A 25,160-nucleotide genomic window follows, 5' to 3' on the forward strand; every position below is an offset into this window, starting at 1 on the left:
CCCGCTCCCTTATCAAATCTCGATGCCATCAAGGTTGGCAATGGTATGAATATCTTTATCGCCGCGTCCGGAAATGTTGATCACCAACATCTGATCCTTATCCATCTCCGCTGCGAGCTTCACGCCGTAGGCGACCGCATGGGCGGTTTCCAGTGCCGGCATGATACCCTCAACCCGGGTCAGTTTCCGGAATCCATCAAGGGCTTCATCGTCGGTGACCGACACATAGTGTGCACGCCCGATATCCTTGAGCCAGGAGTGCTCGGGGCCCACGCCCGGATAATCCAGCCCGGCACTCACTGAATGAGTGCCTGCAATCTGGCCATTTTCATCTTCCATCAGGTACGTGCGGTTGCCGTGCAGGACACCCGGGCGACCCGCGCACAGGGGAGCCGCGTGCTGCCCGGTCGCAATGCCAAGACCACCCGCTTCGACGCCGTACAGTTCAACGTTTTCGTCCGCCAGGAACGGATGGAACATTCCAATGGCATTGGAACCGCCACCCACACAGGCCACCAGCGCATCCGGAAGCTTGCCCGTCTTTTCCAGTGCCTGGCTACGCAATTCGCGACCAATTACGGACTGGAAGTCCCGCACCAGCATGGGGTAAGGATGAGGACCGGCTACCGTTCCAATGATATAGAAGGTGTCGTCGACGTTGGTCACCCAGTCACGCATGGCCTCGTTCATGGCGTCCTTGAGCGTACGGGTGCCGCTTTGAACCGCATGCACCTCAGCACCCAGCAGTTTCATCCGGAAGACGTTGAGCGACTGTCGCTGGACGTCTTCGGCTCCCATGAAGACATGGCATTCCAGACCGAGCCTGGCGCAGACCGTTGCCGTTGCGACACCATGCTGGCCAGCCCCGGTTTCCGCGATGATCCGCTTTTTGCCAAGAAACGCCGCCAGCAGAGCCTGGCCGATGGTGTTGTTCACCTTGTGCGCGCCCGTATGATTCAGGTCTTCCCGTTTCAGCCAGATCTGCGCTCCACCGGTTTCCCGGGTCAGCCGCTCAGCAAAATACAGCGGGCTTGGGCGACCGACATAGTCGGCCAGATCCTTGTCAAACTTTGCCTGAAACTCGGGATCCTGTTTGAGCTGAAGGTATTCCTTCTCCAGCGTCATCAGCGAATCCATCAGGGTTTCGGATACAAACCGTCCGCCAAAGGCACCGAAGTGACCCCGTGCATCAGGAAGTGCGCTCAGCATTTCTTCAGTCAGTTTTACAGACACGGTGAACCTCTTTGATGAAATCGGAAATTTTCTGGATATCCTTGATGCCCTTGCTACGCTCGACTCCGCCACTGACGTCCACGGCCCATGGCTTCACCCGTGTTACGGCGTCGGCTACGTTAGCAGATGACAATCCGCCGGCCAATATCAGGGGCATGGAGCGACGGGCCGGGATCAGATCCCAGTTAAACGATTGGCCTGTTCCTCCGAACTTGTCCGGAGCCCAGGCGTCAACCAGCAGACCGCTTGCGCCCTGATAATCGGAAAAGGCCTGTTCGATCTGGCCCTCTTCACGCACCCGCACCGCCTTTATCCATCGACGTCCGAAGCTGCGGCAAAATTCCGGTGATTCGTCGCCATGGAACTGAAGCAAGTCCAGAGGCACTCTATTCAGAACCTCGTTTACGAAATCCGGTTGCGGGTTCACGAACAGCCCCACCGCCGATACGAACGCAGGAACCTCCCTGGCCAACGCCACCGCATGATCCACGGTCACCGACCTGGGGCTGGGCTCGAAAAACACAAATCCGACGGCGTCTGCGCCGCAACCTACTGCAGCACTGACGTCTTCCGAACGAGTCAATCCGCAGATTTTGACACGGGTGCTCATGAGCCGCCTTTCGCCTGTTTCGGGTGGATGTGAGTGGGCTCGATCGGCCGGTTTTCATCGTTTTCAAACCATGGCGACACGAATGCCGGGCCACACTCCGCACTGGGTACCCCATACTGTGAAGGATAACCCACATCGACCAGGTAAAGCCCGTCCGGCGGCGCGGTAACGCCAGCGAGCCGGCGATCCCGTGAGGCCAGAACCTCGTCAATCCATTCCGGAGCCTGAAGGCCCTGCCCAACCGCCATCAGTGCCCCGGCTATATTACGCACCATGTGATGAAGGAACGCATTGGCCTGCACATCAATTACGATGAATGAGCCTCTTCGGGTTACCGAAATTTGCTCAAGGAAACGGACAGGCGTCCGGGATTGGCACCCGGCGGCGCGGAACGACGTAAAATCATGCTCACCGACCAGAACCTGGGCCGCACGATGCATGACCTCGGTGTCCAGCGGTCGGAACGTCCAACTGACCTGGCCGCGAAGGATCCCCGGACGGACCGGATGGTTATAGATTATGTATCGGTAGCGACGATAGATAGCCGAAAACCGGGCGTGGAAATCATCGACTCCCTGCCCCGCCCAATGCACTGCGATGTCATCAGGCAAAGCGGTATTGATTCCCATGACCCAGGAGCGCAGGTTCCTGATCGAGCCGGTATCAAAATGGGCAATCTGATAACTCGCGTGAACGCCCGCGTCGGTACGCCCGGCACACACAAGTTCTACGGGTTGGTCGGCCACCCTGGAGACAGCCCTGGCAAGCTCACCTTCAACGGAGCGCACACCGGACTTCTGCATCTGCCACCCATGAAACGCCCGGCCGTCGTATTCAAAAGCCAACGCCACGCGGCCATTGCCGATTGGCGTATCTGTTGTCAGTTGTTGCAGTTGCTGGAACAAAAGGAATTTCCGAAAAACCCGTGCTACAAAAACAAAGCGCCGGCTTTACCCGGTAAACCCGGAGCCGGCGCTCGTCACCAATAGTGGCGATTATAACGGATCAGGACAGATTTTTAAGGAGATCCTGAGCTTCCGCCTTCTGCTCATCGTTTCCTTCCAGGGCCACCTCTTCGAGAATGTCCCTGGCACCATCACTGTCACCCATCTCGATATAGGCGCGGGCGAGATCCAGCTTGGTTGCCGCTTCGTCGGTTCCGGCCAGGAAATCGAAATCGTCGTCGTCGCCGAGATCGCTTTCGTCCAGATCAAGCGACTGCGACCGGCTCTCTGGCGCTTCCGGCTCCTCGCTGACTTCCTCACTGGCTACCGGGACCTCTTCCTCAGACAGATCGTCAGCAGACGGAGATTCCTGCTCAGCCAGGTTTTCGAGAGAACCCAGATCGCCCAGCTCCTCGGTGTCGGCCACTTCCTGTTCGGCACTGGGCTCTTCGCCCTCACCGAGAACATCGCCCTCGCTCAGGGTATCCTCGAGATCAAGCTCCTCATCAAGTTCCGGAGTCTCTTCCTCACCGTGGTTCGTGCTATCGGCGGAATCCGAGAATTCCTCCATCAGCGCCAGATCTTCATCGGAGACGTCCAGTTCAAGGTCATCGAGTGAGGACTCTTCCATTTCCTCGCCACCGAGCTCCTCCTCATCATCGGCGACTTTGTCGAGTTCGGCATCAAGCTCGTCAAGGAAGGACTCGTCCAGGCCATCGAACTCCTGCTCGGCACTGGTTTCGTCACCGCCAAGATCATCCGCAGATACCGTTTCCTCGGAGTCAGCGGCAGTGTCGGCTTCGCCGAGATCGCTGGACGCCTCTTCAGCCGTCTCCTCGAGCTCGCCAAGGTCGAAGTCGAGACTCAGATCTTCTTCTTTCTCGCCGGCGGTTTCCGGCTGCTCTCCCTGATCCTCAAGATCAATTTCCAGGGAGGAATAGTCTGTTTCATCGGCGTCACCGGCCGCTTCGACGTCGCCAGACTCCTCGGACGCCTCTTCCCGCTCCGGCATGTCGAATTCGATCATGTCATCGCGCTCGTCGGTGGCCGCTTCTTCCGATGAAGATTCAGCCTGCTCGACTTCGCTCAGGTCAAAATCGGCAATATCCGAATCAAAGTCGCCGAATTCGTTCTCGACTTCTTCCTGTTTGCCGGAATCATACTGATCGGCAAGCAGCTCATCGGAAAGATCCACTTCTTCGTCGGTGCCAGTTTCAGAACCGGATGTTTCGGTGGCCTCTTCACCGGATCCAAAGGAATCCGAGCGCAACTGGGATTCCAGGTCATCGATGCTGGGCATCGCCTCGGCCTCTTCCAGACGCTCCCGCAGGACGTTGGCTTCGGCAAGGGCCTGCTCATCATCGAGCGCTTCAACTTCGCCATACTGTTTTTCGAAGGAGTCCCGGTCCTGGCTGTCCGCATACACACCCAGAAGCTTCAGACGCAGATCGGTGCGGCTGGGCTCGCGTGAGATCGCGGTCTCCAGGGTTTGCGCTGCCTGGTCATGACGACCATAGGCAATATAGGCATCGGCCTCGGAGATCGCATCCCCTTCTCCGGCTTTTTCCGTTTCTTCTTCGTCCAGGCTCAGATCGAATGAATCAGAACCTTCTTCATTCTCGCTGTTCAGCTGCTCGTAAAACGCTTTCTCCCGGTTCGCATTCCTGCGGGCCAACAGCAGCAGCAACAGCAGCAGAACGATCAGACCACCACCAAGACCGATCTGATACATGGGATTGTTCAGGATCCGGTCGATGATGTTCCCGGGGAAGCCCTTTTCCTGTGCAGCTGGTTGAGCCGCTGCCTGCGGGCTTTCCTGCTGGGCAGGCTCCTCGGCGCTCGGAGCCGCTACCTGGGGCTGAGCGGAATCAGGCGATTCACTGGCGGCCGGTTGAGCCGGCTCCTGTGCTGTCGCCTCTGCTGAGCCGGATTCTGCCTGGTTTTCGGTCATCGAGGTCTGGGGCTGTTCTACCTGGCCGGTTTCAGGCGCGGCTTCGGCAGCAGCCCCCGAATCTGCCATGGCTGACTCGCCCTGAGCTGAACCGGGTTCGCCGGCCGCAGCGGCCTCTGGCTGATCTGCGTTCTCAGGCATAGCCCCCTGATCAGGCGCGGTCTCGGCAACGTCGCTGCCGGTATCCGCCTCGGGGGAACCCGATGTGGCAGGGGCAGGTTGTGCCTGATCCTGCTCTCCAGTCATTTGCTGGAGGTCCGCCAACTGGCTGTTCTTCAGTTCGAGCAAGCGCTGGAGGGTCTGAACCTGATCCTGCAGATCTTCGACGCGGCTGTTGAGGTCGGCATTTTCACGCCGCGCACTCTCCAGTTCTTCCATAGCCACGGCGTTTCCGGCATCGACACCGCCCGGCAGTTTACTGTCCCCGCCGGCGGAACCGCCATCGGCCGTATCCTTGGCGCCCTTATTATCAGCAACAAGGAGCTTGAGCTCGTCGCCGCCGGAAGACGCCGCGGCAGTGTCCTGGGTCGGCGCCTTGGTCGCTGTCGCATCCACGGTACGCTTCGGAGACTTGAACTCTTCATTCTGCTGACTGACCAGACGCGTGGCTTCCGCCCGGCTGCGCTGCTGAATCTGTTCAAGTGACGGAATACGGAGCACTTCTCCCCGCTTGAGGCGGTTGATATTCCCACCCATGAACGCATCGGGGTTCTGGTCCTGCAGGGCGAGCATCACCTGCTGCATCGAGACACTGTTGTTCGGCCGAACCTGGGCAGCAATGGTCCACAGGGTGTCGGAGGGGCCGGTCGGCCCGAAGGTGTCCGCGGCATAACGACCTGAATCGGCCATTGCACGTTCTGTCTGCGCCTGGCGACGTACAGACTCGGGACTTCTTGCAGGCTCGGTCCGGCTGGTGCTTGCGGCGGGCGTGGTGGGAGCAGCGACCTGCTCCTTGACGCCGGACTGCTCAGCGTAGACGGGGGGATCGACGAGAACCGCGTATTCCCTCATCAGGCGACCGTTCGGCCAGGTCAGCTCAAGCAGGAAGTTCAGGTAGGGCTCGCGAAGCGGCTCTCTGGACGACACGTTCACGACCAGATTGCCGTCCGTACCCGTCACCACCTCGAAACGGAGCTTACTCAGAAACTGGCTGCGATCCAGGCCCACTCTCTCGTAGGCGGATTCAGGGGCCAGATTGACGAAGACATCGCCGGGACTGACACCCTCGCTCTGCGGCAGAACAATCTCCGCATCCAACGGCTCGTTCAGATAGGACTGAAGTTCAATCTCTCCAAGGCCAAGGGCCTGTGCGACGCCCGAACCGAGCCCTCCCGCCAGAGCCAGTGCAACCGCAAGCTTGCGTACCTTCATGCTTTTTCCTTTCCAGTCTCCGTTATTCGTTGCTGCTTTCATTCAAACAGAATCGGATGAGGTTGGATGACTTCCGTCTGGATATTGTTCGTTATTATGTCGTTATTTTAATAGTCAATTTCGCAAGTATTGTTGATAAAACTTCTTTTATCAATCAATCAGCCGCAATCCTTGCACCATTTTTTTATCTATCGCACGGAACTGCCTACCGTCCTTGAAAATAACAGGGGCGGAGGCCGAAATCAGCCTCCGCCCCTCAACCGGTTTCCTGAAACCGGACACAGTTGGCATTAATGACCACTGTGTAACATTTCTTAACGCTCCTGAAGGATCCGGAGCATCCGCCTGAGCGGCTCTGCGGCTCCCCACAGCAGCTGATCACCAACGGTGAACGCGGAAATGTATTCCGGCCCCATCGACAGCTTCCGGATCCGGCCAATCGGAATACTGAGCGTTCCGGTCACTTTCGCCGGGGTCAGCTCTTCCATGGTGGCATCCTTCTCGTTCGGGATGACCTTGACCCAGTCATTGGCGCCGGCAAGCGTGCTCTCGATCTCGGAGACCGACAGATCCTTTTTCAGCTTGATGGTCAATGCCTGGCTGTGGGAACGCATGGCACCGATTCGGACACAGAGACCATCGATCGGGATCGGGTTATCGCTCCGGCCCAGAATTTTGTTGGTCTCAACGCCGGCCTTCCACTCTTCCTTGCTCATCCCGTTGTCGAGCTGCTTGTCGATAAACGGAATCAGGCTCCCGGCAAGCGGAACACCAAAGTTATCGGTGGGGAATTCACCGGAACGCATGGTGTCGGTCACCTTGCGGTCGATATCGAGGATCGCAGAGGAAGGGTCCTCCAGCTCGGATTTCACCGTACCGTTGAGTGCCCCCATCTGGTTCAGCAACTCACGCATGTGCTTGGCACCCGACCCGGACGCCGCCTGATAGGTCATCGGTGATACCCACTCGATCAGGTCCTGCTCAAGCAGACCACCTAAAGCCAGCATCATCAGGCTTACGGTGCAGTTACCGCCGATGTAATCCTTCACGCCCTTATCGAGCGCGGCATCGATCACGCTGCGGTTCACCGGGTCCAGAACAATCACCGAATGATCGACCATCCGCAGGGTCGAGGCAGCATCGATCCAGTAACCTTGCCAGCCTGCATCACGCAGCTTCTGGTATACCTCGGTGGTGTAGTCGCCACCCTGACAGGTTACGATGACATCCATGGTTTTCAGGGTGTCGATATCAAACGCATCCTGGAGCGGAGGCACACCCTCTTTACCGACATCCGGAGCCGGCTTCCCGGTCTGGGAAGTGGAAAAAAATACCGGATCGATGTCGGCGAAATCGTTTTCTTCACGCATGCGCTGCATGAGGACAGAGCCCACCATGCCACGCCAGCCTACAAGTCCAACTCGCTTCATGTGCGACCTTTGAACCTCGTTTTTTATGCCCGCCCTTTACCGTTATCGCTGGCAGGGACAGGATGGATGATCCCGCGGCAACTGCATCCTGTTGCCGTCGGGTCTCAAATATAACGGATCGGGCCACGCCGCTTACAGTGCGGCGAGGACGGCCTCCCCCATCGCCCGGGTAGAAACCTTCTCCGCGCCCTCGGACATGATGTCCGCTGTGCGCAGGCCCTGATCCAGCACCTTGCTGACCGCCGCTTCGATGGCTTCGGCGGCTTTTTCTTCGCCAAGACTGTACCGCAACACCATCGCAGCACTGAGAATGGTGGCCAGCGGGTTGGCAATGCCCTTCCCGGCAATATCCGGCGCTGAACCGTGGCAGGGCTCGTACATACCCTGCTTCTGAGCGTTCAGCGACGCCGACGGCAACATGCCGATCGAGCCGGTGAGCATAGCCGCTTCGTCGGAAAGAATATCACCAAACATGTTGCCAGTCACAATTACGTCAAACTGCTTGGGCGCACGAACCAGTTGCATAGCGGCGTTGTCCACGTACATGTGGGACAGCTCGACATCCGGGTATTCACGCTTCAGGTCTTCCATGATTTCCCGCCACATTACCGTGACTTCCAGCACGTTGGCCTTGTCGACAGAGCAGAGCTTCTTGCCCCGTTGCTGAGCCGCTTCAAAGGCCACCCGACCGATGCGACGAATTTCCGATTCGGTGTAGGCATAGGTGTTGTAGCCCTGCCGCTCGCCGCTTTCGAGTTCGCGTACGCCGCGCGGCTGACCGAAATAAATGCCGCCGGTCAACTCCCGCACAATCATGATATCCAGCCCGGATACCACCTCCGGCTTCAGGGAAGACGCCGACGCCAGTTGCGGATAGAGAATCGCCGGCCGGAGATTGGCAAAGAGCTGAAGATTGGAACGCAGGCCCAGCAGACCTTTCTCAGGCCGTTTGGCCATGGGCAGACTGTCCCACTGGGGGCCACCCACGGCGCCCAACAGGATGGCGTCGGCCTCTTTCGCTTTCTCCAGCGTCGACTCCGGTAATGGCGTGTCGTCTTCTTCGATGGCGGCGCCACCGACCAGCGCGGTTTCAAAACTCAGACCAAGGCTGAACTGATCGTTCACCTTGTTCAGGACCTTCTCGGCCTCGGCAACAATCTCCGGGCCGATTCCGTCGCCGGGGAGCATGAGGATTTTTCTGGACATGGAACGTTTCCTTAAGCTTTGAGTGTTTGATCAGTTGCCGGCGTTGAACAGCCAGGGTGCCGTCTGTTTGCGCTTTGCTTCGTACTCGCGGATCAGGTCGGCGTCTTCAAGGGTGACCCCGATGTCATCCAGACCGTTCAGCAAACAGTGGCGGCGGAAGTCGTCTACATCGAAGCCGAAGGACTCGCCGGACGGCGTGATTACCGTTTTCGCCTCCAGATCCACGGTCAACTGATAGCCTTCGTTCTCTTCTGTTTCCCGGAAAAGCTGATCGACCACTTCCTCAGGTAAAACAATCGGTAACAAGCCATTCTTAAAGCAGTTATTGTAGAAAATATCCGCAAAGCTCGGCGCGATAATGACCCGAAACCCAAAATCGTCCAGTGCCCAGGGCGCGTGTTCCCGGCTGGAACCGCAGCCGAAGTTGCTGCGGGCCAACAGCACACTGGCGTTTTTATAGCGATCCTGATTCAGAATGAAGTCCGGGTTCAGCGGACGCTGAGAGCAATCCTGGTCCGGCTTGCCTTCATCCAGGTAACGCAGTTCATCAAACAGGTTCGGGCCGAAGCCGGTCCGCTTGATGGACTTCAGAAATTGCTTGGGAATGATCATGTCCGTGTCCACATTGGAACGGTCCATGGGGGCAACAATACCCTGGTGTTGCGTAAATGCGCGCATGGTCTCTCTCCTGTGGCTCAGTGCATCAATTCACGGACATCAACGAAATGGCCGGTCACTGCGGCGGCCGCTGCCATGGCAGGACTCACCAGGTGGGTACGCCCACCAAAGCCCTGACGGCCCTCGAAGTTACGGTTGGAGGTGGAGGCACAATGCTCACCCTGGCCCAGCTTGTCTGCATTCATCGCCAGGCACATGGAACAACCGGGATCGCGCCATTCCAGCCCCGCTTCGATAAAGATCTTGTCGAGGCCTTCCTGCTCAGCCTGGACCTTCACCAGACCTGAACCGGGCACCACCATGGCCTGCTTGAGGCTCGGGGATACCTTGCGCCCTTTGACCACCGCCGCGGCTTCCCGCAGGTCTTCGATGCGGCTGTTGGTGCAGGATCCAATAAACACGCGATCGAGCTGGATATCGGTGATTTTCTGATTCGGCTCCAGCCCCATGTACTTCAATGCACGGACAATCCCCTCGCGCTTGATCGGGTCCTCTTCCCGGGCGGGATCGGGAACGGCACCATCCACACCGGTGACCATTTCCGGGGAGGTGCCCCAGCTGACCTGCGGCATGATCGCCGCCCCGTCCAACTCGACGACTTTGTCGAACTCTGCGTCGTCATCACTGTGCAGGGTGTTCCAGTACGCGACCGCCTTGTCCCACTGATCACCTTTTGGTGAAAACGGGCGTCCACGGACATAATCGATGGTGGTCTCATCGACACCCACCATGCCCACGCGGGCGCCGGCTTCGATGGACATGTTGCAGATGGTCATCCTGCCTTCCATGCTCAGGCCGCGAATGGCTTCGCCACCGAATTCGATTGCATACCCGGTTCCACCAGCGGTGCCGATCTTGCCGATGATGGCCAGCACGACGTCTTTGCCGGTCACGCCGGGGCCGAGCTTGCCGTTCACCTTCACCAGCATGTTTTTCATCTTTTTCTGGACCAGGCACTGGGTCGCCAGTACGTGCTCCACTTCAGAGGTGCCAATGCCGTGAGCCAGGCACCCGAACGCTCCGTGCGTTGAGGTATGGCTATCGCCACACACGATGCTCATACCCGGCAGAGTGGCGCCCTGCTCTGGTCCGATCACGTGCACGATACCCTGGCGCTGATCCTTGATCTTGAATTCGAGGATCCCGAACTCGTCGCAGTTCTTGTCCAGGGTTTCAACCTGGGTGCGCGAAACGGGATCAACGATGCCGTCGATGCCTTTATCCCGGTCTGTGGTCGGGACGTTATGATCCGGTGTCGCAATGTTGGCGTCGATCCGCCAGGGTTTCCGTCCTGCCAGGCGGAGGCCTTCGAAAGCCTGGGGCGAAGTCACTTCGTGCAGCAGCTGGCGATCGATATAGATCAACGCGGAACCGTCGTCCCGCTGCTTGACCAGATGGTCGTCCCACAATTTGTCGTATAAGGTCTTGCCCGCCATGGTTCTCTCTCACTCTCTGGGGGTTTCTGGTGTTTGGCCATTGATGGCTATCTTACGCCCTCCCTCCGGATAACCTCAATTCATGTTTTTTATTCTTTGCATTCCCTTTCGGAATATTTAAGATTTGGTGCAAGGACCGGGTGGATACGGATTCCCAAAACACGCTCCTCTCGGCACATCCCTGTGGCGCTTGAGCTCCGCCATCCATGGCTCCGCACAGTTTTGGCAATCCGTATCCACCCGGCCCCCTGACCCTAAGTGCCTCCAAATTCAGAGCAAACGCTATGGACTCAAACTCACTGCGAGCCTTTCTCACAATCGTCGACCAGGGCTCTTTCTCCGAGGCCGCGGAGGTTTTGCACCTGACGCAACCTGCGATCAGCAAACGCCTGGCCGCTCTGGAAACTCAGCTCGGCACCAAGCTAATTGACCGGAGCCACCGGGAGATCCGCCTGACGGATGCCGGAAGCCGGCTGCTGCCCCATGCCCGGAAGATTCTGGATGAGATTCACAATGCGGCGGTGGCGCTGTCACCGGATTCATCGGTGGTAGAGGGAGAACTGGAGATTATTGCCAGCCACCACATTGGCCTGCATCACCTGCCCAATTGGTTGCGACGATTCACGAAGGCCTATCCGGACGTCACTCTGAATCTGCAGTTCATGGAGTCGGATGCGGCGTTCCATCAGATGCTGAAGCGGAATGCGGAGCTGGCCTTTGTCACACTCAGTGACAGTATGCAAAGCCAGTTCGTGGTATACGAACAATGGACTGACCCGATGGCTTTCGTTGCCGGAGACGATCACGAACTGACGAGCCAGCGAAACCTGTCTCTGGCGGACCTGGCTCCCTTTCCGGCCCTGCTGCCGGACACGGCCACAGCCACCTTTCGGACGGTCAGTCGATTGTTTCTCGAGTCCAATCTGCCGCTGAAGCAGCAGATTCCGACTAATTATCTTGAAACCCTCAAGATGATGACGAGTGTCGGGCTCGGGTGGAGTGTTTTGCCGGTCAGCATGCTCGACGAGAGCGTTCGCGTGCTGGATGTCGGTTATTCCGTCAATCGGGTGCTTGGCGCCGTCGGTCTCAAGGGCCGCCAGCTCAGCCAGGCGGCGAAGGCCTTGCTGGAGGTCGTTCGGTTGGAAGAGACGGTGACGGGGAAGCGGGACAGGCGGGACGCTCCATAGCGAAAACTGTAACAAACGATAACAGCTGACCAGGAGCATTCATGGGCTTTGATGATTACCTCAAGATTCTCGCCAAACACGACGGATCGGATCTGTACCTGAGCACCGGCGCCCCGCCCTGTGCCAAGTTTCATGGCGCACTCAAGCCCATCGATCGGACGCCACTGGCTCCCGGCGTGATCAAGGACATTGCCTACAGCATCATGGACGAGGAACAGACAACCGAGTTCGAGCAGGAACTCGAGATGAACCTGGCCTACAGCATTCGCAATATCGGTCGATTCCGGATCAACATCTTCCGTCAGCGTAACGAGATATCCATCGTCGCGCGGAACATCGTGACAGAAATACCGAATGCGGATGCCCTGGGGCTGCCCTCAATTCTCAAGGATGTCGTGATGTCCAAGCGCGGTCTGGTGCTGTTTGTCGGCGCAACCGGATCGGGCAAATCGACATCCCTGGCAGCGCTGATCGATCACCGGAACAGCAATTCCGCCGGCCATATCATCACCATTGAAGATCCTGTGGAATACATCCACCGCCACAAGAAGAGCATTGTTAACCAGCGCGAGGTGGGCGTCGATACCCGCAGCTTCCAGAAGGCCCTGAAAAACACACTCCGTCAGGCGCCGGACGTCATCCTGATCGGTGAGATCCGGGATCGCGAGACCATGGAACACGCCCTGGCGTTCGCGGAAACCGGTCACCTGTGCATTTCCACGCTGCACGCGAACAACGCCAACCAGGCGCTTGACCGGATCATCAACTTCTTCCCGGAAGAGCGTCGGCCACAGCTGCTCATGGACCTGTCGATGAACCTCCGGGCGTTTGTCTCCCAACGGCTGGTGCCCACCATCGACAAGAAACGTTGCGCGGCCATCGAAATCCTGCTGGGAACACCGACGATCAGCGAGCTCATCCTGCGAGGCGACATTGACGGCATCAAGGAGATCATGGAGAAGTCGGCCAACCTGGACATGCAGACTTTCGACCTGGCGCTGTTCAATCTCTGGAAAGAAGGCAAGATTTCGGAGGAAGAGGCCCTGAAAAACGCCGATTCGGCGAACAACCTTCGCCTGAAAATCAAACTCCACGGACAGGGAGGCCAGGACAAGAACGCGTCGTCAGCCGCAGCGGCGCCCAGTGGCAGCGGTTTGTCGCTTCAGCTTGAAGAAGACGAGGAGGATCCTGAGGAGTAAGCCGGTTTTGCCACCTGAGCCCCAGGTGGCGGCCTCAGGCCACGCCAGGTGATGACAATGGCCAGCGCCATGGCCACTGCGCCGCCAAGGAAGGCCGCGCTGGTACTCACACCGTCCACCAGGAACCCTGAAAGCCAGGCGCCAACGGCGCCCCCCGCGCCGAATGTGAGGCCGCTATAAAGAGCCTGCCCCTGGCCGTGGTGATGTTGGCCAAAAAAGCTCTGTATGTACTGGACCGAAATAGCGTGCAGCGCGCCATACGAGGCCGCATGCAGGAGCTGGGCAAACACTAGGACCACCACAAAGTCGGTCATCTCCGCGATCAGAAGCCACCGGATCATGGTCAGGAACAACGCGCCAATCGCAATCTGGCGAACCGTGAATCGCCGGGTGAACCGGTGCATCACCAGAAACAGGCCGATTTCGGCAACCACCCCGAGCGACCACAGAAGCCCGGTGGACAGTTTTCCATAGCCATGCTGTTCGAGGTGGATACTGAAAAACGTGTAGTAAGGCCCGTGGGACACCTGTAGCAGGAAATTCATCAGGAAAAACGTCACCACCGAAGGGTGCGTAACAATCTTCCGAAGACTGCCTCTGGGAGCCGATTGGCGAACTTCCCCCCGCTCCGAGGGAATCAGAAATGCGGACACTGCAATCCCGGCAAACACCGGTAAAAGCAGCCAGGGCAAGGTTCCGACCGGAACCCACTCGAGAATCCCCCCGACGCCTGCCACCGATGCGATAAAGCCGACCGATCCCCAGAGCCGAACCTTGCCATAACGGTCCCTCTGACTGCCCAGCGTTCTCAGGGTAATGACTTCATACAGCGGCAGGATGGCGTTCCAGAAAAAGGTAAACGCCAGCATGACCAGCAGTAGTCCGTAAAACCCGGGTTCGAGAAACACACCGGCAAAGAACAGCGATCCGGTGATTGCACCGAACCGGACGAGCTTTACACGCTGGCCACTGCGGTCACCGAGCCACCCCCAAACACTGGGTGCAACGATTTTGGTGAGCTGGATTGTCGCCATCAAGGTGGCAATCTGAAGGTAGGAAAAGCCCCGATCCTGAAGATACAGAGACCAGTACGGCAGCAGCCCGCCGAGGAGCGCGAAAAACCAGAAGTAGAGATTCGAAAGCCGCCAGTAGATACCAGGACTCCTTCAATACGCTAAACCGAGAGTCCGTGGCGCCGTACGGGTGAGCGGTTCAAAAAACGCCCGTAAATACGTCCCTGTAGGGCTTGGTCGCGCCGTCCCTGGCGCTCCACATTTTTGAACCGCTCACCCGCACGCCACCACTCGTGCAGAATTCCGGCTTACAGCCCTTAGAGCTGACCGATGATTGGTGTGGAAACCTGGACATCACCATTCTGCCCCCGATGGCGCAGGTAGTGATCCATCAGGACAATCGCCATCATCGCTTCGGCAATCGGTGTCGCGCGAATGCCCACGCACGGATCGTGACGACCGGTGGTGATCACCTCGACAGGGTTGCCATCCACGTCAATGCTGCGGCCGGGCAGTCGGAGGCTGGACGTGGGCTTCAGGGCCATGCTCGCGACTATCGGCTGGCCTGAGGAAATGCCACCGAGCACGCCGCCGGCGTTGTTCGACAGGAAGCCTTCGGGCGTCATTTCATCGCGGTGCTCCGTGCCCTTCTGTTCCACGGAATCAAATCCGGCACCAATCTCGACACCCTTGACCGCGTTGATACTCATCAGCGCGTGGGCCAGGTCCGCGTCCAGTCGGTCAAAGATCGGTTCACCCAGTCCGGGAGGGACATTCTCAGCCACCACATTGATCCGCGCACCAATGGAGTCCCCCTCTTTACGGAGTGCATCCATGTAGGCTTCCATTTCCGGCACTTTATCCGCGTCCGGGCAGAAAAACGGATTCTGGTGAACCTGCTCCCAGTCCAGCTTCTCCGCGCGGATCGGTCCCAGTTGGGAGAGATAGCCCCGGATCCGGATGCCCAAACGCTGCTCCAGGAATTTGCGCGCAACCGCACCGGCAGCAACACGCATGGCCGTTTCGCGGGCGGAGGAACGGCCACCACCGCGGTAGTCCCTTACACCGTATTTGTGCATGTAGGTGTAATCGGCGTGTGCCGGACGAAACTGGGATGCGATTTTCGAATAGTCCTTGGAGCGCTGGTCGGTGTTCTCGATCAACAGCCCGATCGGCGTTCCGGTGGTTTTTCCTTCGAAAACACCGGACAGGATCCGGACCTCGTCCGCCTCACGGCGTTGCGTGGTATGGCGCGAGGTTCCCGGCTTACGACGGTCCAGATCCCGCTGCATGTCGGCTTCCGACAGTTCCAGCCCTGGCGGGCACCCGTCGATGATGCAGCCCAGCGCGGCGCCGTGGCTTTCACCGAAGGTGGTCACCGTAAACAGTTTTCCAAACGTATTTCCCGACATGATTCAGTATCTTATCCAGTTCTTATGAGAATTCGCTTCAGGATTGACCCTGGGCTTGCCTGAGGTCTTCCGCGCGCAGCAGGAAGACACCGTCACCGCCGTTTTCAAACTCCAGCCAGGTGAATGGCAGCTCCGGACAGGCTTCGTCCAGCGCCACCCAGCTGTTCCCGACTTCCACGATCAGCAGGCCGTTTTCGGTGAGATGATCCGCCGCCCCGGCGAGGATGCGGTGAGCGATATCAAGGCCATCCTGCCCGGCTGCAAGTCCGAGTTCCGGCTCGTGCCGGTACTCTTCCGGCATTGACGCCAGATCCTGCGCATCCACGTAGGGAGGATTACTCAGTATGACATCGTACTTGCCCGTGACACTGGCGAACACGTCTGACTTTACCGTTCTTACGCGATCACCGACCCCGTGAAGCTCGATGTTGGACTCTGCCACCGCAAGTGCATCCTCGGATATATCCGACAGATCCACCTCCGCCTCCTCAAAGACCATCGCGGCACCGATACCGATACAACCGCTTCCTGTGCAGAGATCCAGGACCCGTGCGACCGGCGTGTCGCCCAGCCAGGGTTGAAGACCATTTTCGAGCAACTCACCAATCGGGGATCTCGGGACCAGCACCCGCTCATCCACATTGAACGGCATGCCCATAAACCAGGCTTCGCCGAGGAGGTACGCCAACGGCACGCGTTCATTCACCCGCCGATTAATACGATCAACAATCAATGTTCGCTCTTCGCGGGTCAGCCGCGCATCCAGAAACAGCGTGTTATTTTCAAGCGGCAGATGGAGGCTACGCATGACGAGTTGGACGGCTTCATCCCAGACGTTGTCGGTTCCATGGCCGAAGAACAGCGAAGACGCCGCAAAACGGGAAGAAGCAAACCGGAGGTAATCGCGGACTGTCTGGAGGTCGTCAATCGGGGTGGTCACTTGAAAAGGTTCCTGTTCTGGCGCATATCAGCGCGGGATTATACGCTGTTTCCACCCCCGGCTGCAGCCCACCGCCACGGAGGTTTTCAGACAGCCAGAGGGCCAGAACTGTTGCGATTGAGTTCGTACCGGTCAAGAGCCGCCGCCATGCGCTCCCGCCCAAGCTGGATCAGCTCCGGCGCTTTGTGGTAATCGTAGCTGCGACAGGCATTTTTGGGCACATTCACGAGCAGATCCGGCGGATAGCCGGCAATCTTGTACTGCACCAGGGCACTTTGCATTGTTTCGATCGTCAGGTTCATGACATCGAACTTGCCAATCCCCAACTTGTCCCAGTCGATGGTTTCATGCTCGTCTGCATGCCCCTTGTCTCCTCCGGGGTTTGCCGAGTGCTTTTTATCCTCTTTCTTCCGGACTTCCCGGCTGAGTTTTGTTTCCGGACTGTCTTCGTGCTGGGCCCTGCGGGAGGCAAGCGATTTTACGGTGTCCCAGTCAAACCAGCGTGAGGCTTTCTCACGGATGGTATGGACCCATTCTTCCATATCGGCGTTTTCGTCTTCCTCTACGAAGGCCGCATCCGGAACCCGCCGCCGCTGGTCATCTTCGCCACTGAGGTTGACCGCCACAATCATGTCCGCGTGGGCAGAAATGGTTGGAATGATGGGAAGCGGGTTGAGCAATGCCCCGTCCACCAGCACCCGACCATTCAGAACCAGCGGGGTAACCACGCTGGGTATGGCGACCGATGCCCGGATTGCCTGATCGAGCGGCCCTTCCTGAAACCAGACCTCCTTGTGCGCCAGAAGGTCGGTAGCGACCGAGGTGTAAGCCAGCGGAAGATCCTCGATTCGGGTATCGCCCAGCATGTCGCGAACCACGGCAAAGATTTTCTCACCCCGGATCGCGCCCACAGAATTGAATGTCACATCCAGCAATTTGAGGACATCGAACTGCCCCAGACCGGTCACCCAGTCTTTGTAGGCCTGCATTTTTCCGGCTGCAAACATGCCGCCAATCAGGGCTCCCATCGAGCAGCCGGAGATAGCCACGATTTCATAGCCGCGTTCCACCAGGATTTCGATGGCACCGATATGGGCATAGCCACGGGCGCCGCCGCTACCGAGGGTCAGTGCCACGGTTCTCCGCCTCGATGGCTGCTTACCCTGGTCCTGCGAGGAAGCGACGGCAGACACGTCCGATGTCTGCATGACTTTGGAAAGATTGCTGTCCTGATCGGAAGCAGAAACCTTTTCGTTCTGGCGCTCTTGCTCTTCCTTGTCCCTGGCCATTGTTCACCTCGTAATGACGGAGATTTCGACCCGATTCCCCTGACGTTCCGGATCGTCAATCGGGATCGTCGGGCCGACCACAAGCAGCCGCTGCTGATCCCGTCCGACACCGATCCGCGCCAGTACGTCCGATAACGTCTCGGTGGCCGCCCGGGCACGCTCAATGGACTGATCCAGTGTTTCATCGTCCTCCAGCGTCGAATACCCCACCAGTACGACGATTGCGCCCTCGTTTCCAGCCTGTTCGCGGACCTGTTGCCGGTCCGTGGACTTCCAGTCAAATTGGTAGGTTACGCCGCCCTGCCAAGGCACGATCAGAGGCCCGGATACCCGGTCTGACCCGGCGTCAAAGCCCGGCACCACCGCGCCATTCCCGACTTTCAGATGCTCCACCCAGACATACTTGCGGAGGTTTCCCCGGGTTACGGTGTAAACCAGAGTCAGCCATCGGGTCCCGTCCGGCTCAAGCGTCCCGGCGGCGAGATAGCTTTGTTCGGAATCCCGCCCGTTCAACGTTGCCTGATCAAAAATACGATTGGCCCAGACCACACTACGACCGCAGGACACACCCGAACATTCGAACAGGATTTTCGCGCCCTGTTGCTGAAGCAGAGAAAGGTAATGGTCCCTTGCCTGCTCCCGATTCACATCCCGGGGCAACTGGTACATCCTCCCCTCTCCGGTGACGGGCAGCCGAACCATGGTCTCCGCGCGGATCTCGTTATTGACTTCCCGGATCGGACTGAGCAAAACCAGATGTCCGCTGGAGCGCAGGTCCACCTGGACCTCCGGGGTTGACTGACGAAAAGCCTCGGGAAATGCCGACAACTCCGCCGCCAGGCTGTTCAGCGGAAACAGGAGCAGCGCCCCGACCGCCAGGATCAATCTCCCGGGCAACGAACACCATTTATTCATCGGAAAGAAAGGCTCCCACGGCGTCTTCGACTGCGTGGGTCTCACCATCAAGATGGCAATGGTGCCCCCCCGGCACATCGACCGTGTTCAAATGGCGGATTCGTGAGGCACGATCGTCGAGCCCCTTGTGGTAAGACAGCAGACCCTGCTCCGCACGCACGAACAGGGTTGGCGTTTCAATGGCTTCAAGGGTGGCCAAAACCTGTTCCTCGCTCATCATCAGCGGCGAAGGATGTCGCAGCCGCGGATCGGTGCGCCACACATAGCCACCATCCACCCGCTCCATGTTACGGGGCACCAGTGTCAACGCCGCCTCGTGGCTTAACGGACTGACCCCACCCTCCCGGGCACGGGCCGCGGTGGCAAGGTCCGGATAAACGACGGATTTCCCGGAACCGTTGAGCCGCTTCTTGATGGATCGCCGCAACTGGGGAACCGTCTCCGAAACCGGCCGGCTGATCGCGCCGATACTGTCGATCATCACCAGGCGACGGACGTTTTCAGGGAAGGCAGCCGCATAAAGGCCGCAGACAATGCCTCCCAGCGAATGACCCACCAGATCAACCGGCGCCGTCCCCTGTTCACTGAAATAACGATCGATGACTTCGGCCAGATCCGCAACATAGTCCATTAACAGATAGGACTGTCCGGCTGGTCGATGCCCGGATTTGCCATGACCGGCCATGTCGATGGCATGCACATCCGACAGACCCGCGAGCGTCGGGCCCAGCTTCTCGAATGTCAGACTGTTGTCGAGCCAGCCGTGGAGAAGCAGCGTGGGAGGTGTCCTGGAAGCACAGCCGGGGCACGACCAGGAGAGACCGGCAAGATCGATGTTCTTGAGAGACCAGGTTCTTTCCGAGCACTGAATCACCCCGGACCGGGCCCGGTCACACACGGACGCATCATTCATGACAACGGCGGCCTCACATGGTGTGAGTCGGACGGTCGGAACTCAGCGAGCCGGCCAGGTAGGATTCGATCTTGGTGCGTGCGGTTTCGTCGTCGCCGTTAAACTGGACGCCGATGCCGGCCGCCCGGTTGCCCTGAGCGCCTTTGGGGGTAATCCAGATGACCTTGCCCGCAACCGGAATCTTCTCGGGTTCATCCATGAGGTTCAGCAACAGGAACACTTCGTCGCCCAGCTGATACTGTTTCTGGGTGGGAATAAACAAACCACCCTGGCGGATGTAGGGCATATACGCCGCGTAGAGAACCGCCTTGTCTTTGATCGTCAGGGTAAGAATACCACTGCGCGCGCCAAATCCTGGGCCCATAACTGACACCTTTCACCGTGTTATCAGATCACTTGTCAAAAAGGGAGTAAAAAAATCCCTGACATTCCGGAATCATAGCAGTTAACGCGCCGGAACGCGTAGCCTTCCGGGGCCGGACGCCTAACCTGCGCGTTTTCCGGGCATCATGGAGCGCCAGGCCAACAGGATTCTGGTCGCCTCCAGCTCCGGATTGGCGTTGTAGACCCCGGCTGCACGACTTTCGCGAATCTTGTCCAGAAGGTCGTGGGCCCTCCAGGCCGGGTTATGTCGGGCCAGGAATGACAGCATATCCGCAGCTTCTGAGTCGGAGGGCTGTCCGCCCGCCGCGACCCGGGCCAGGTCCGCCGCCCATCCCTCGAGGAGGAACAAGGCGTCATCCAGACCCAGCGCCTTGAAGGCTTTGGCGGCCTCGGAAACTGTCCCGCGCCCTTTCATATACTGTCGAAAGGCCTCGAACGCGGCATCCCGCAGATCCAGAAAATCTCCGGAGACATACTCGACCGCCAGCCTTGGTGCATTACCCGCCAGCATCAATGCCTTGGAAAGGACGTCCCGGGAATACGCCTGGTCCGGGTCCTTCTGGGCCAGCGTGCGGGCCAGCCAGTCCTCGGCCTGCGCCTTAGGCGGCACGGGAATATTTAGCGTCTGGCACCGGGAGCGGATGGTCGGCAACAGAGGCCGCCCACTTTCTTGCAGAAGCAGAAGCGTAACGTCCGGAAGGGGCTCCTCCAGCGTTTTCAACAACGCGTTGGCGGCATTGATATTGAGCTGGTCAGCCCGATCAATAATCGCCACCTTATGATGCGCAACCTGAGGCGAGGCAACGGCAAACGCGGACAGTGCGCGAACCTGGTCCACCTTGACCATCCGGGATTTTTCCGGTGCATAGACCCGGACATCCGGGTGGCTGTCGGCCGCCAACAGTTCACACTGCTTGCAGCGCCCACAGGCCATCGGCCGACCGGCATCGCCTCCGGTTGGCGAATCACAGAGAAGCAACTCCGCCACCGCCTCCGCCCATGCGCGTTTCCCGACGCCACGCTCTCCGTTGACGATCAGCGCGTGTGGCAGCCGGTTCTCCGCGAAGCGGGCCTGAACCCGGTCCCAGGCCTGCTGAAGCCAGGGCATGTCTCTGGAAATATCAGTCACGATGTACGTTGGCTTCCTTGTTCCGGCCGGCGTAGCTGCCGTTTCATTACCGCGTTTAAACGGCGCAACCGCCGCAGTTCGTGAAGGTCCTCATCGGACGCCGGGTTATAGTAATGGTTGTTCACCATGCGGGCAAAATGTCTGGCGGTGCCGGCAATCGATGGCTGTACTCTGGCCAGCCGCTCAGCCAGGGTATCCGGAGTTTCACCCTGGCGCACCGGCACCCCCGCCCGCTCGCAGGTCTGGTGCCACGCACGGATGACTCTCTGGTAGGCATCACGCCGCTCACCACGCCTCAGCTGCAGGGCAGAAAACAGCCCGGCTACAAGCAGTGCCCCACCGACGATGCCGGCCGTCAGGTAACCCAGTTGCCGCAGGCCCAGCCCGCCGGAGAGGCGCGACATGAGATCCATCTGGCTCTGTCCCTGATACCCGACGACCCAACGTTGCCACTCGTAGTTAATGCGATCGAGCTGTAATGTCGCCCATTGCACAACGGCCAGATCCCGGTATTTCTGGGCGGACAGAACTTCACCCTCAAGGAACGAGCCCTCATCGGCAACGGCATCGCGGAGACCGGACTCGACCCGGGCGGGCGAAATGGCCGCTGTAGGGTCAACCCGTATCCAGCCGCGCTGTGGCAGCCATGCTTCAACCCAGGCGTGGGCATCGTATTGTCTCACGATCAGGTAATCGCCACCGGCCCCCGGCTCCCCGCCCTGGTAGCCCACCACGATTCTTGACGGAATGCCCGCAGCCCGGAGCACAAAGGTCGTCGCACCGGCGTAATGGGCGCAAAAGCCGCGCTTTTCCTCGAACAGAAGCGCATCAATGCCATTGTCCGGCATTTTTGGCGGTCGCAACGTATAGAAATACGGCTGGGTTCGGAAGCGCTGCAGTAAATGGCCAATAACCTGAGTGTCCGAATAGTCCCGCGCGAGTTTACGACCCAGCTCACGGGCCCTCGGATTCCCCCCGTCGGGAAGCTGCAGATATCGACGGCGCTGCTCCCTGCTCAATACGGGCCCGCTTCCCGTTCGACGTTCCGAGAGACTGAGGCGATACCGGACCGGACTGTCCGCGGGCCTGCGGAACCGGAACAGATCCTCCTCTTCCTCGTACACGTTATCAGAGGCCGGTGATGAGTCCTTCAATGCAAACGCCCATCGCTGGTCCGTCGGCTCCATGAGGACATCGTACTCGTTTGCCGCCAGAGGCCCCACGCCACCGTCAACCGCCACTCGCCCCGGAGCCTGGAAGGGTTCCTCCCGACTCTGTCGCCAGGTCTCCCCGTCCAGTCGATCAAGTACAAGCCCTCGCCAGTAGCGGTCGGGATATGGGAGAATCGGTCCTCCGAACGTTACCCGGAAAGCGCGTTCGCTGCTCTGCGCCAATCCGGAAATATCCCCCGGCTTCATGGTGTCGGTAATACCGGTACGGGCTTCTCCGGAAACCAGCGGTACACTCCACAAGGGTGACATGCGGGGAAAGAAAATGAACAACAACACCACAACCGGCAGGGTTTTCAGAAGCAGCCCGCCCAACCGTCGCCACCCCGAGGGAAAGCCCCCGGGAAGGTCCGGTGCATTCAGCGACTGAAGCCCGATGAGCAACAGCGCCACCCCGGCAATGTTGGTGATAGCCCAGAGTATTTCCTGTCGGAAAAGGAAGTTGACGGCCGCGAGGTAGGCAAGGATGAAAAACAGTACGTAAAAGTCCCTCGGAGCCCGGGTTTCCAACCATTTGAGCGCAACGGCAAGGACAAAGAAGGACGCCGCCGTGTCGACGGTAAAACGGGCCTTGACCGTGGCAATGTAGACCCCGATCAGCAGAAGCATTGTGAGCGTCCGGGTCCATCGTCCGGGGAGGCGGACCCGACCGGTCTGGGCGAACCACCGCCATGCGGCCAATATTCCACAGGCGCTGATAAGCCACAGCGGCAACCGGTCCCACTGCGGCAGCAGAAGAACGGCGAATCCGGCAATCAACCATAGTAACGCGCCGGTCGGCACATCCCCCCGGATCTTATCTGCCGCCAATCCACTGCGGCTCATGCGGCACCCCCCGTCTGAACGCCAGGGGCTGTTTGCGTATCTGACGATTCCCGGTCACGGGTACCGTGCGGCCAGAGAATGGCATCCCTGGGCGGATTCTGCCCCCATACAGCCAGTGCCCGGAGACAACGTTGGGTGTGCGCGGCTCCGGTGTCCGGCTCTATGACCTGACCCGGGAGTCTGAGACCAAACGGCGCCTGCTGTTTTGAGCGGTCCTGAACCAGCGAAGCCAGGTAACTGAGCCGCAGCTCGGTATCAACGCCGGGATAATGATTGAAATCCAGCCAGTGCGGCTGACCCTGGTCGCCCTGCCAGTCCGCCACCACCATCTGCCCACTGCGGGCAAAACGTTTCCATAACACTCTCTGGCTGAGATCCCCCTCACGCCAGGGGCGCAGGTCGGCATGGTCCTGCCCCGGAGCAGACTGTGCCGCGTTCTCATCATCGCCCTCTCCCATCAGGAGCTGGGCTTCGGGCGCCTTGAGGGGCGCCGGAAAGACAATCGCGGCGGTCGCCGGACGAAGCCAGGACCAGGCCTTGAGCAGGCCGAAGGGAAAGCGGGTTTCGATACGGACGCGTTCCGGCCTCAGGTACCCGCGTGAAGTCGATGGCACGAAGAGCGCCACATCCACGGACTGATCCGGCAGCACATGCATCGGGGGCAGCATTTCGCCATCGCACGACAAGCGGATCGCTACCGCTCCACGCTTGCTGGCCGTTGCTCGGAAATGAAGCGGCACTGACTGACCGGCAAAATCCTCCCCCGTACGAAGAAGGGTCAGTTTCAATCCCGACAGGTTGTTGTGGGTTTGGTGCATGGCGCCAACAAAAACCGCCCCCAGCAGGAACGTCATCAGGTAAATCAGGCTGTTCTGATAATTGATGCCCGTCACCAGCATGATCAACAGCAGGATACCGAAGACCACGCCCGCGCCGGTGGGAAGAATGAAGATCGTTTTCTGAGTGAACAAACGACTGTCGGATCGCGGCAGTCGGCGGTTCACCCAGGCTCGCCACCGATGCCGAAATGTTTTGATCATGTTTTGCGTCCTGACCTGCCACAGCAACTTCTGGCGCCGACTATAACAAGGCGCCTGCTGCTTTCTACAAACATACCGGAAATTGAAAGAGATTGATCACAATCCCGACCGGATCTGGTTGAAAAACATCCCCGGACACCAAATACTGACCGATGGAACCCATAACGAGGCCCTGCTATGAAAGGCAAAACCGCCCTGGCCGTCGCCATCGCCGGTCTGTCCGCCAGCCTCACGGCCCAGGCGGGCGTTGAGACAATGACATCGGACGAGATGGTCGACACCTACGTGAAAGACTCTGCGGTTATCGTGGTGCCCCGGAAAAAGCAGAAAAGCGAAGCGGACAGGAAGAAGATCATCCGCTCACTGACTATCTCGCCGGGCGAACCCGTGGTGACAGAGGCCGAAGAGGAAGCCTATCGGGAAGCGCTCCAGCGCTATATGGAAGAAGGCAAAACCGATGCGCTGGACAATGCCCAGGAAGAATTCCTGCGACGGGCCCTCCTCCTGCCAACCGGAGAAATCGCGCAGGCCCAGCCGCCGGCGGATTTCACGCCGAACATTCCACCACTGATCTTTGGCCAACAGGCGCAGATTCCCGAGGAGCCCTTCACCCAGACCTTCCTCAACGATCAGCTGGGCATTGGCTTTGACGGGCAGAACGTGAATTTCTCGATTGGCAATCCGCCGGGTATCGACCAGATCCGGATTCCCCAGGCGATCAACGAAGGGCCGATCAGCCTCACCCCTCGCCCGGGTGGTGGTTTTGATCTTTCAATTGCGGTACCGGATCAGTAGAAATCGGCGTTTTATAACGAGGAAAAGGGAG

General features: G+C 58.9%; 21 protein-coding genes. 3 read left to right on the top strand and 18 right to left on the bottom strand.

Going from position 1 to position 25,160, the window contains the following annotated elements:
* Positions 1–12 precede the first annotated feature (12 nt).
* The 8 genes from trpB to leuC form a co-directional block, all read right to left on the bottom strand.
* Complete coding sequence (gene trpB / locus MSNKSG1_RS06470; RefSeq protein WP_406564594.1) at positions 13–1,221, bottom strand: tryptophan synthase subunit beta; 1,209 nt, start codon at positions 1,219–1,221, stop codon at positions 13–15.
* Positions 1,214–1,843 (bottom strand): phosphoribosylanthranilate isomerase, encoded by a 630-nt coding sequence (locus MSNKSG1_RS06475; RefSeq protein WP_008938450.1) that lies wholly within the window; start codon positions 1,841–1,843, stop codon positions 1,214–1,216. The genes trpB and MSNKSG1_RS06475 overlap by 8 nt, the downstream gene beginning before the upstream one ends.
* On the bottom strand, positions 1,840–2,748 hold the full coding sequence (gene truA / locus MSNKSG1_RS06480) for a tRNA pseudouridine(38-40) synthase TruA (protein ID WP_008938451.1): 909 nt from the start codon (positions 2,746–2,748) through the stop codon (positions 1,840–1,842). The genes MSNKSG1_RS06475 and truA overlap by 4 nt, the downstream gene beginning before the upstream one ends.
* 100 nt (positions 2,749–2,848) lie before the next feature.
* Entirely contained in the window at positions 2,849–6,109 is a 3,261-nt protein-coding gene (locus MSNKSG1_RS06485) for a FimV/HubP family polar landmark protein (RefSeq protein ID WP_008938452.1), read from the bottom strand.
* A 314-nt stretch (positions 6,110–6,423) separates the two neighbouring features.
* Entirely contained in the window at positions 6,424–7,539 is a 1,116-nt protein-coding gene (asd, locus tag MSNKSG1_RS06490) for an aspartate-semialdehyde dehydrogenase (protein ID WP_008938453.1), read from the bottom strand.
* 132 nt (positions 7,540–7,671) lie between these two features.
* Positions 7,672–8,745, bottom strand: coding sequence for a 3-isopropylmalate dehydrogenase (gene leuB, locus MSNKSG1_RS06495; protein WP_008938454.1), 1,074 nt, complete (start codon positions 8,743–8,745; stop codon positions 7,672–7,674).
* A gap of 30 nt (positions 8,746–8,775) precedes the next feature.
* Entirely contained in the window at positions 8,776–9,423 is a 648-nt protein-coding gene (gene leuD / locus MSNKSG1_RS06500; protein WP_008938455.1) for a 3-isopropylmalate dehydratase small subunit, read from the bottom strand.
* A 17-nt stretch (positions 9,424–9,440) separates the two neighbouring features.
* Positions 9,441–10,859 (bottom strand): 3-isopropylmalate dehydratase large subunit, encoded by a 1,419-nt coding sequence (leuC, locus tag MSNKSG1_RS06505; RefSeq protein ID WP_008938456.1) that lies wholly within the window; start codon positions 10,857–10,859, stop codon positions 9,441–9,443.
* A 284-nt stretch (positions 10,860–11,143) separates the two neighbouring features.
* On the opposite strand from leuC, the gene MSNKSG1_RS06510 reads away from it, so the two are divergent.
* Together MSNKSG1_RS06510 and MSNKSG1_RS06515 are read left to right on the top strand one after the other, a co-directional pair.
* Positions 11,144–12,046, top strand: a complete 903-nt coding sequence (locus MSNKSG1_RS06510) for a LysR family transcriptional regulator (RefSeq protein ID WP_008938457.1) — start codon at positions 11,144–11,146, stop codon at positions 12,044–12,046.
* A 41-nt stretch (positions 12,047–12,087) separates the two neighbouring features.
* Positions 12,088–13,245 (top strand): PilT/PilU family type 4a pilus ATPase, encoded by a 1,158-nt coding sequence (locus MSNKSG1_RS06515; RefSeq protein ID WP_008938458.1) that lies wholly within the window; start codon positions 12,088–12,090, stop codon positions 13,243–13,245.
* Here MSNKSG1_RS06515 and MSNKSG1_RS06520 read toward each other — a convergent pair.
* The 10 genes from MSNKSG1_RS06520 to MSNKSG1_RS06565 form a co-directional block, all read right to left on the bottom strand.
* Complete coding sequence (locus MSNKSG1_RS06520) at positions 13,209–14,399, bottom strand: MFS transporter (protein WP_051067767.1); 1,191 nt, start codon at positions 14,397–14,399, stop codon at positions 13,209–13,211. The two genes, MSNKSG1_RS06515 and MSNKSG1_RS06520, sit on opposite strands and share 37 nt — an antisense overlap.
* A 176-nt stretch (positions 14,400–14,575) precedes the next feature.
* On the bottom strand, positions 14,576–15,670 hold the full coding sequence (aroC, locus tag MSNKSG1_RS06525) for a chorismate synthase (protein WP_008938460.1): 1,095 nt from the start codon (positions 15,668–15,670) through the stop codon (positions 14,576–14,578).
* Positions 15,671–15,707: 37 nt separating this feature from the next.
* Positions 15,708–16,610: a 50S ribosomal protein L3 N(5)-glutamine methyltransferase gene (gene prmB, locus MSNKSG1_RS06530; RefSeq protein WP_008938461.1), complete on the bottom strand. Its 903-nt coding sequence runs from the start codon at positions 16,608–16,610 to the stop codon at positions 15,708–15,710.
* Positions 16,611–16,696: 86 nt separating this feature from the next.
* Complete coding sequence (locus MSNKSG1_RS06535; RefSeq protein ID WP_008938462.1) at positions 16,697–17,899, bottom strand: patatin-like phospholipase family protein; 1,203 nt, start codon at positions 17,897–17,899, stop codon at positions 16,697–16,699.
* Positions 17,900–17,902: 3 nt separating this feature from the next.
* Positions 17,903–18,814 carry a DUF4892 domain-containing protein gene (locus MSNKSG1_RS06540; RefSeq protein WP_040886700.1) on the bottom strand — a complete coding sequence of 304 codons (912 nt, stop codon included), beginning with the start codon at positions 18,812–18,814 and terminating at the stop codon, positions 17,903–17,905.
* Positions 18,807–19,727: an alpha/beta fold hydrolase gene (locus MSNKSG1_RS06545; protein ID WP_008938464.1), complete on the bottom strand. Its 921-nt coding sequence runs from the start codon at positions 19,725–19,727 to the stop codon at positions 18,807–18,809. The genes MSNKSG1_RS06540 and MSNKSG1_RS06545 overlap by 8 nt, the downstream gene beginning before the upstream one ends.
* A gap of 13 nt (positions 19,728–19,740) precedes the next feature.
* Positions 19,741–20,091, bottom strand: a complete 351-nt coding sequence (locus MSNKSG1_RS06550; RefSeq protein WP_008171779.1) for a PilZ domain-containing protein — start codon at positions 20,089–20,091, stop codon at positions 19,741–19,743.
* 120 nt (positions 20,092–20,211) lie between these two features.
* A complete protein-coding gene (gene holB / locus MSNKSG1_RS06555) occupies positions 20,212–21,240 on the bottom strand; it encodes a DNA polymerase III subunit delta' (RefSeq protein ID WP_008938465.1) in 1,029 nt (342 codons plus the stop codon).
* On the bottom strand, positions 21,237–23,294 hold the full coding sequence (locus tag MSNKSG1_RS06560; RefSeq protein WP_008938466.1) for a transglutaminase family protein: 2,058 nt from the start codon (positions 23,292–23,294) through the stop codon (positions 21,237–21,239). The genes holB and MSNKSG1_RS06560 overlap by 4 nt, the downstream gene beginning before the upstream one ends.
* Positions 23,291–24,334: a DUF58 domain-containing protein gene (locus MSNKSG1_RS06565; RefSeq protein WP_008938467.1), complete on the bottom strand. Its 1,044-nt coding sequence runs from the start codon at positions 24,332–24,334 to the stop codon at positions 23,291–23,293. The genes MSNKSG1_RS06560 and MSNKSG1_RS06565 overlap by 4 nt, the downstream gene beginning before the upstream one ends.
* A gap of 177 nt (positions 24,335–24,511) precedes the next feature.
* Here MSNKSG1_RS06565 and MSNKSG1_RS06570 point away from each other — a divergent pair, with 177 nt between their 5' ends.
* Positions 24,512–25,129: a hypothetical protein gene (locus tag MSNKSG1_RS06570; RefSeq protein ID WP_008938468.1), complete on the top strand. Its 618-nt coding sequence runs from the start codon at positions 24,512–24,514 to the stop codon at positions 25,127–25,129.
* The last annotated feature ends 31 nt before the right edge of the window (positions 25,130–25,160 follow it).

The sequence above is a fragment of the Marinobacter santoriniensis NKSG1 genome, from assembly GCF_000347775.1.
GTDB lineage: Bacteria > Pseudomonadota > Gammaproteobacteria > Pseudomonadales > Oleiphilaceae > Marinobacter > Marinobacter santoriniensis.

Coding starts and splice junctions, on each gene's coding strand:
- MSNKSG1_RS06475 (WP_008938450.1), bottom strand. CDS start 1,843: ATGAGCACCCGTGTCAAAATCTGCGGATTGACTCGTTCGGAAGACGTC.
- MSNKSG1_RS06485 (WP_008938452.1), bottom strand. CDS start 6,109: ATGAAGGTACGCAAGCTTGCGGTTGCACTGGCTCTGGCGGGAGGGCTC.
- asd (WP_008938453.1), bottom strand. CDS start 7,539: ATGAAGCGAGTTGGACTTGTAGGCTGGCGTGGCATGGTGGGCTCTGTC.
- leuB (WP_008938454.1), bottom strand. CDS start 8,745: ATGTCCAGAAAAATCCTCATGCTCCCCGGCGACGGAATCGGCCCGGAG.
- leuD (WP_008938455.1), bottom strand. CDS start 9,423: ATGCGCGCATTTACGCAACACCAGGGTATTGTTGCCCCCATGGACCGT.
- leuC (WP_008938456.1), bottom strand. CDS start 10,859: ATGGCGGGCAAGACCTTATACGACAAATTGTGGGACGACCATCTGGTC.
- MSNKSG1_RS06510 (WP_008938457.1), top strand. CDS start 11,144: ATGGACTCAAACTCACTGCGAGCCTTTCTCACAATCGTCGACCAGGGC.
- MSNKSG1_RS06515 (WP_008938458.1), top strand. CDS start 12,088: ATGGGCTTTGATGATTACCTCAAGATTCTCGCCAAACACGACGGATCG.
- aroC (WP_008938460.1), bottom strand. CDS start 15,670: ATGTCGGGAAATACGTTTGGAAAACTGTTTACGGTGACCACCTTCGGT.
- MSNKSG1_RS06535 (WP_008938462.1), bottom strand. CDS start 17,899: ATGGCCAGGGACAAGGAAGAGCAAGAGCGCCAGAACGAAAAGGTTTCT.
- MSNKSG1_RS06540 (WP_040886700.1), bottom strand. CDS start 18,814: ATGAATAAATGGTGTTCGTTGCCCGGGAGATTGATCCTGGCGGTCGGG.
- MSNKSG1_RS06545 (WP_008938464.1), bottom strand. CDS start 19,727: ATGAATGATGCGTCCGTGTGTGACCGGGCCCGGTCCGGGGTGATTCAG.
- MSNKSG1_RS06550 (WP_008171779.1), bottom strand. CDS start 20,091: ATGGGCCCAGGATTTGGCGCGCGCAGTGGTATTCTTACCCTGACGATC.
- MSNKSG1_RS06560 (WP_008938466.1), bottom strand. CDS start 23,294: ATGAGCCGCAGTGGATTGGCGGCAGATAAGATCCGGGGGGATGTGCCG.
- MSNKSG1_RS06565 (WP_008938467.1), bottom strand. CDS start 24,334: ATGATCAAAACATTTCGGCATCGGTGGCGAGCCTGGGTGAACCGCCGA.
- MSNKSG1_RS06570 (WP_008938468.1), top strand. CDS start 24,512: ATGAAAGGCAAAACCGCCCTGGCCGTCGCCATCGCCGGTCTGTCCGCC.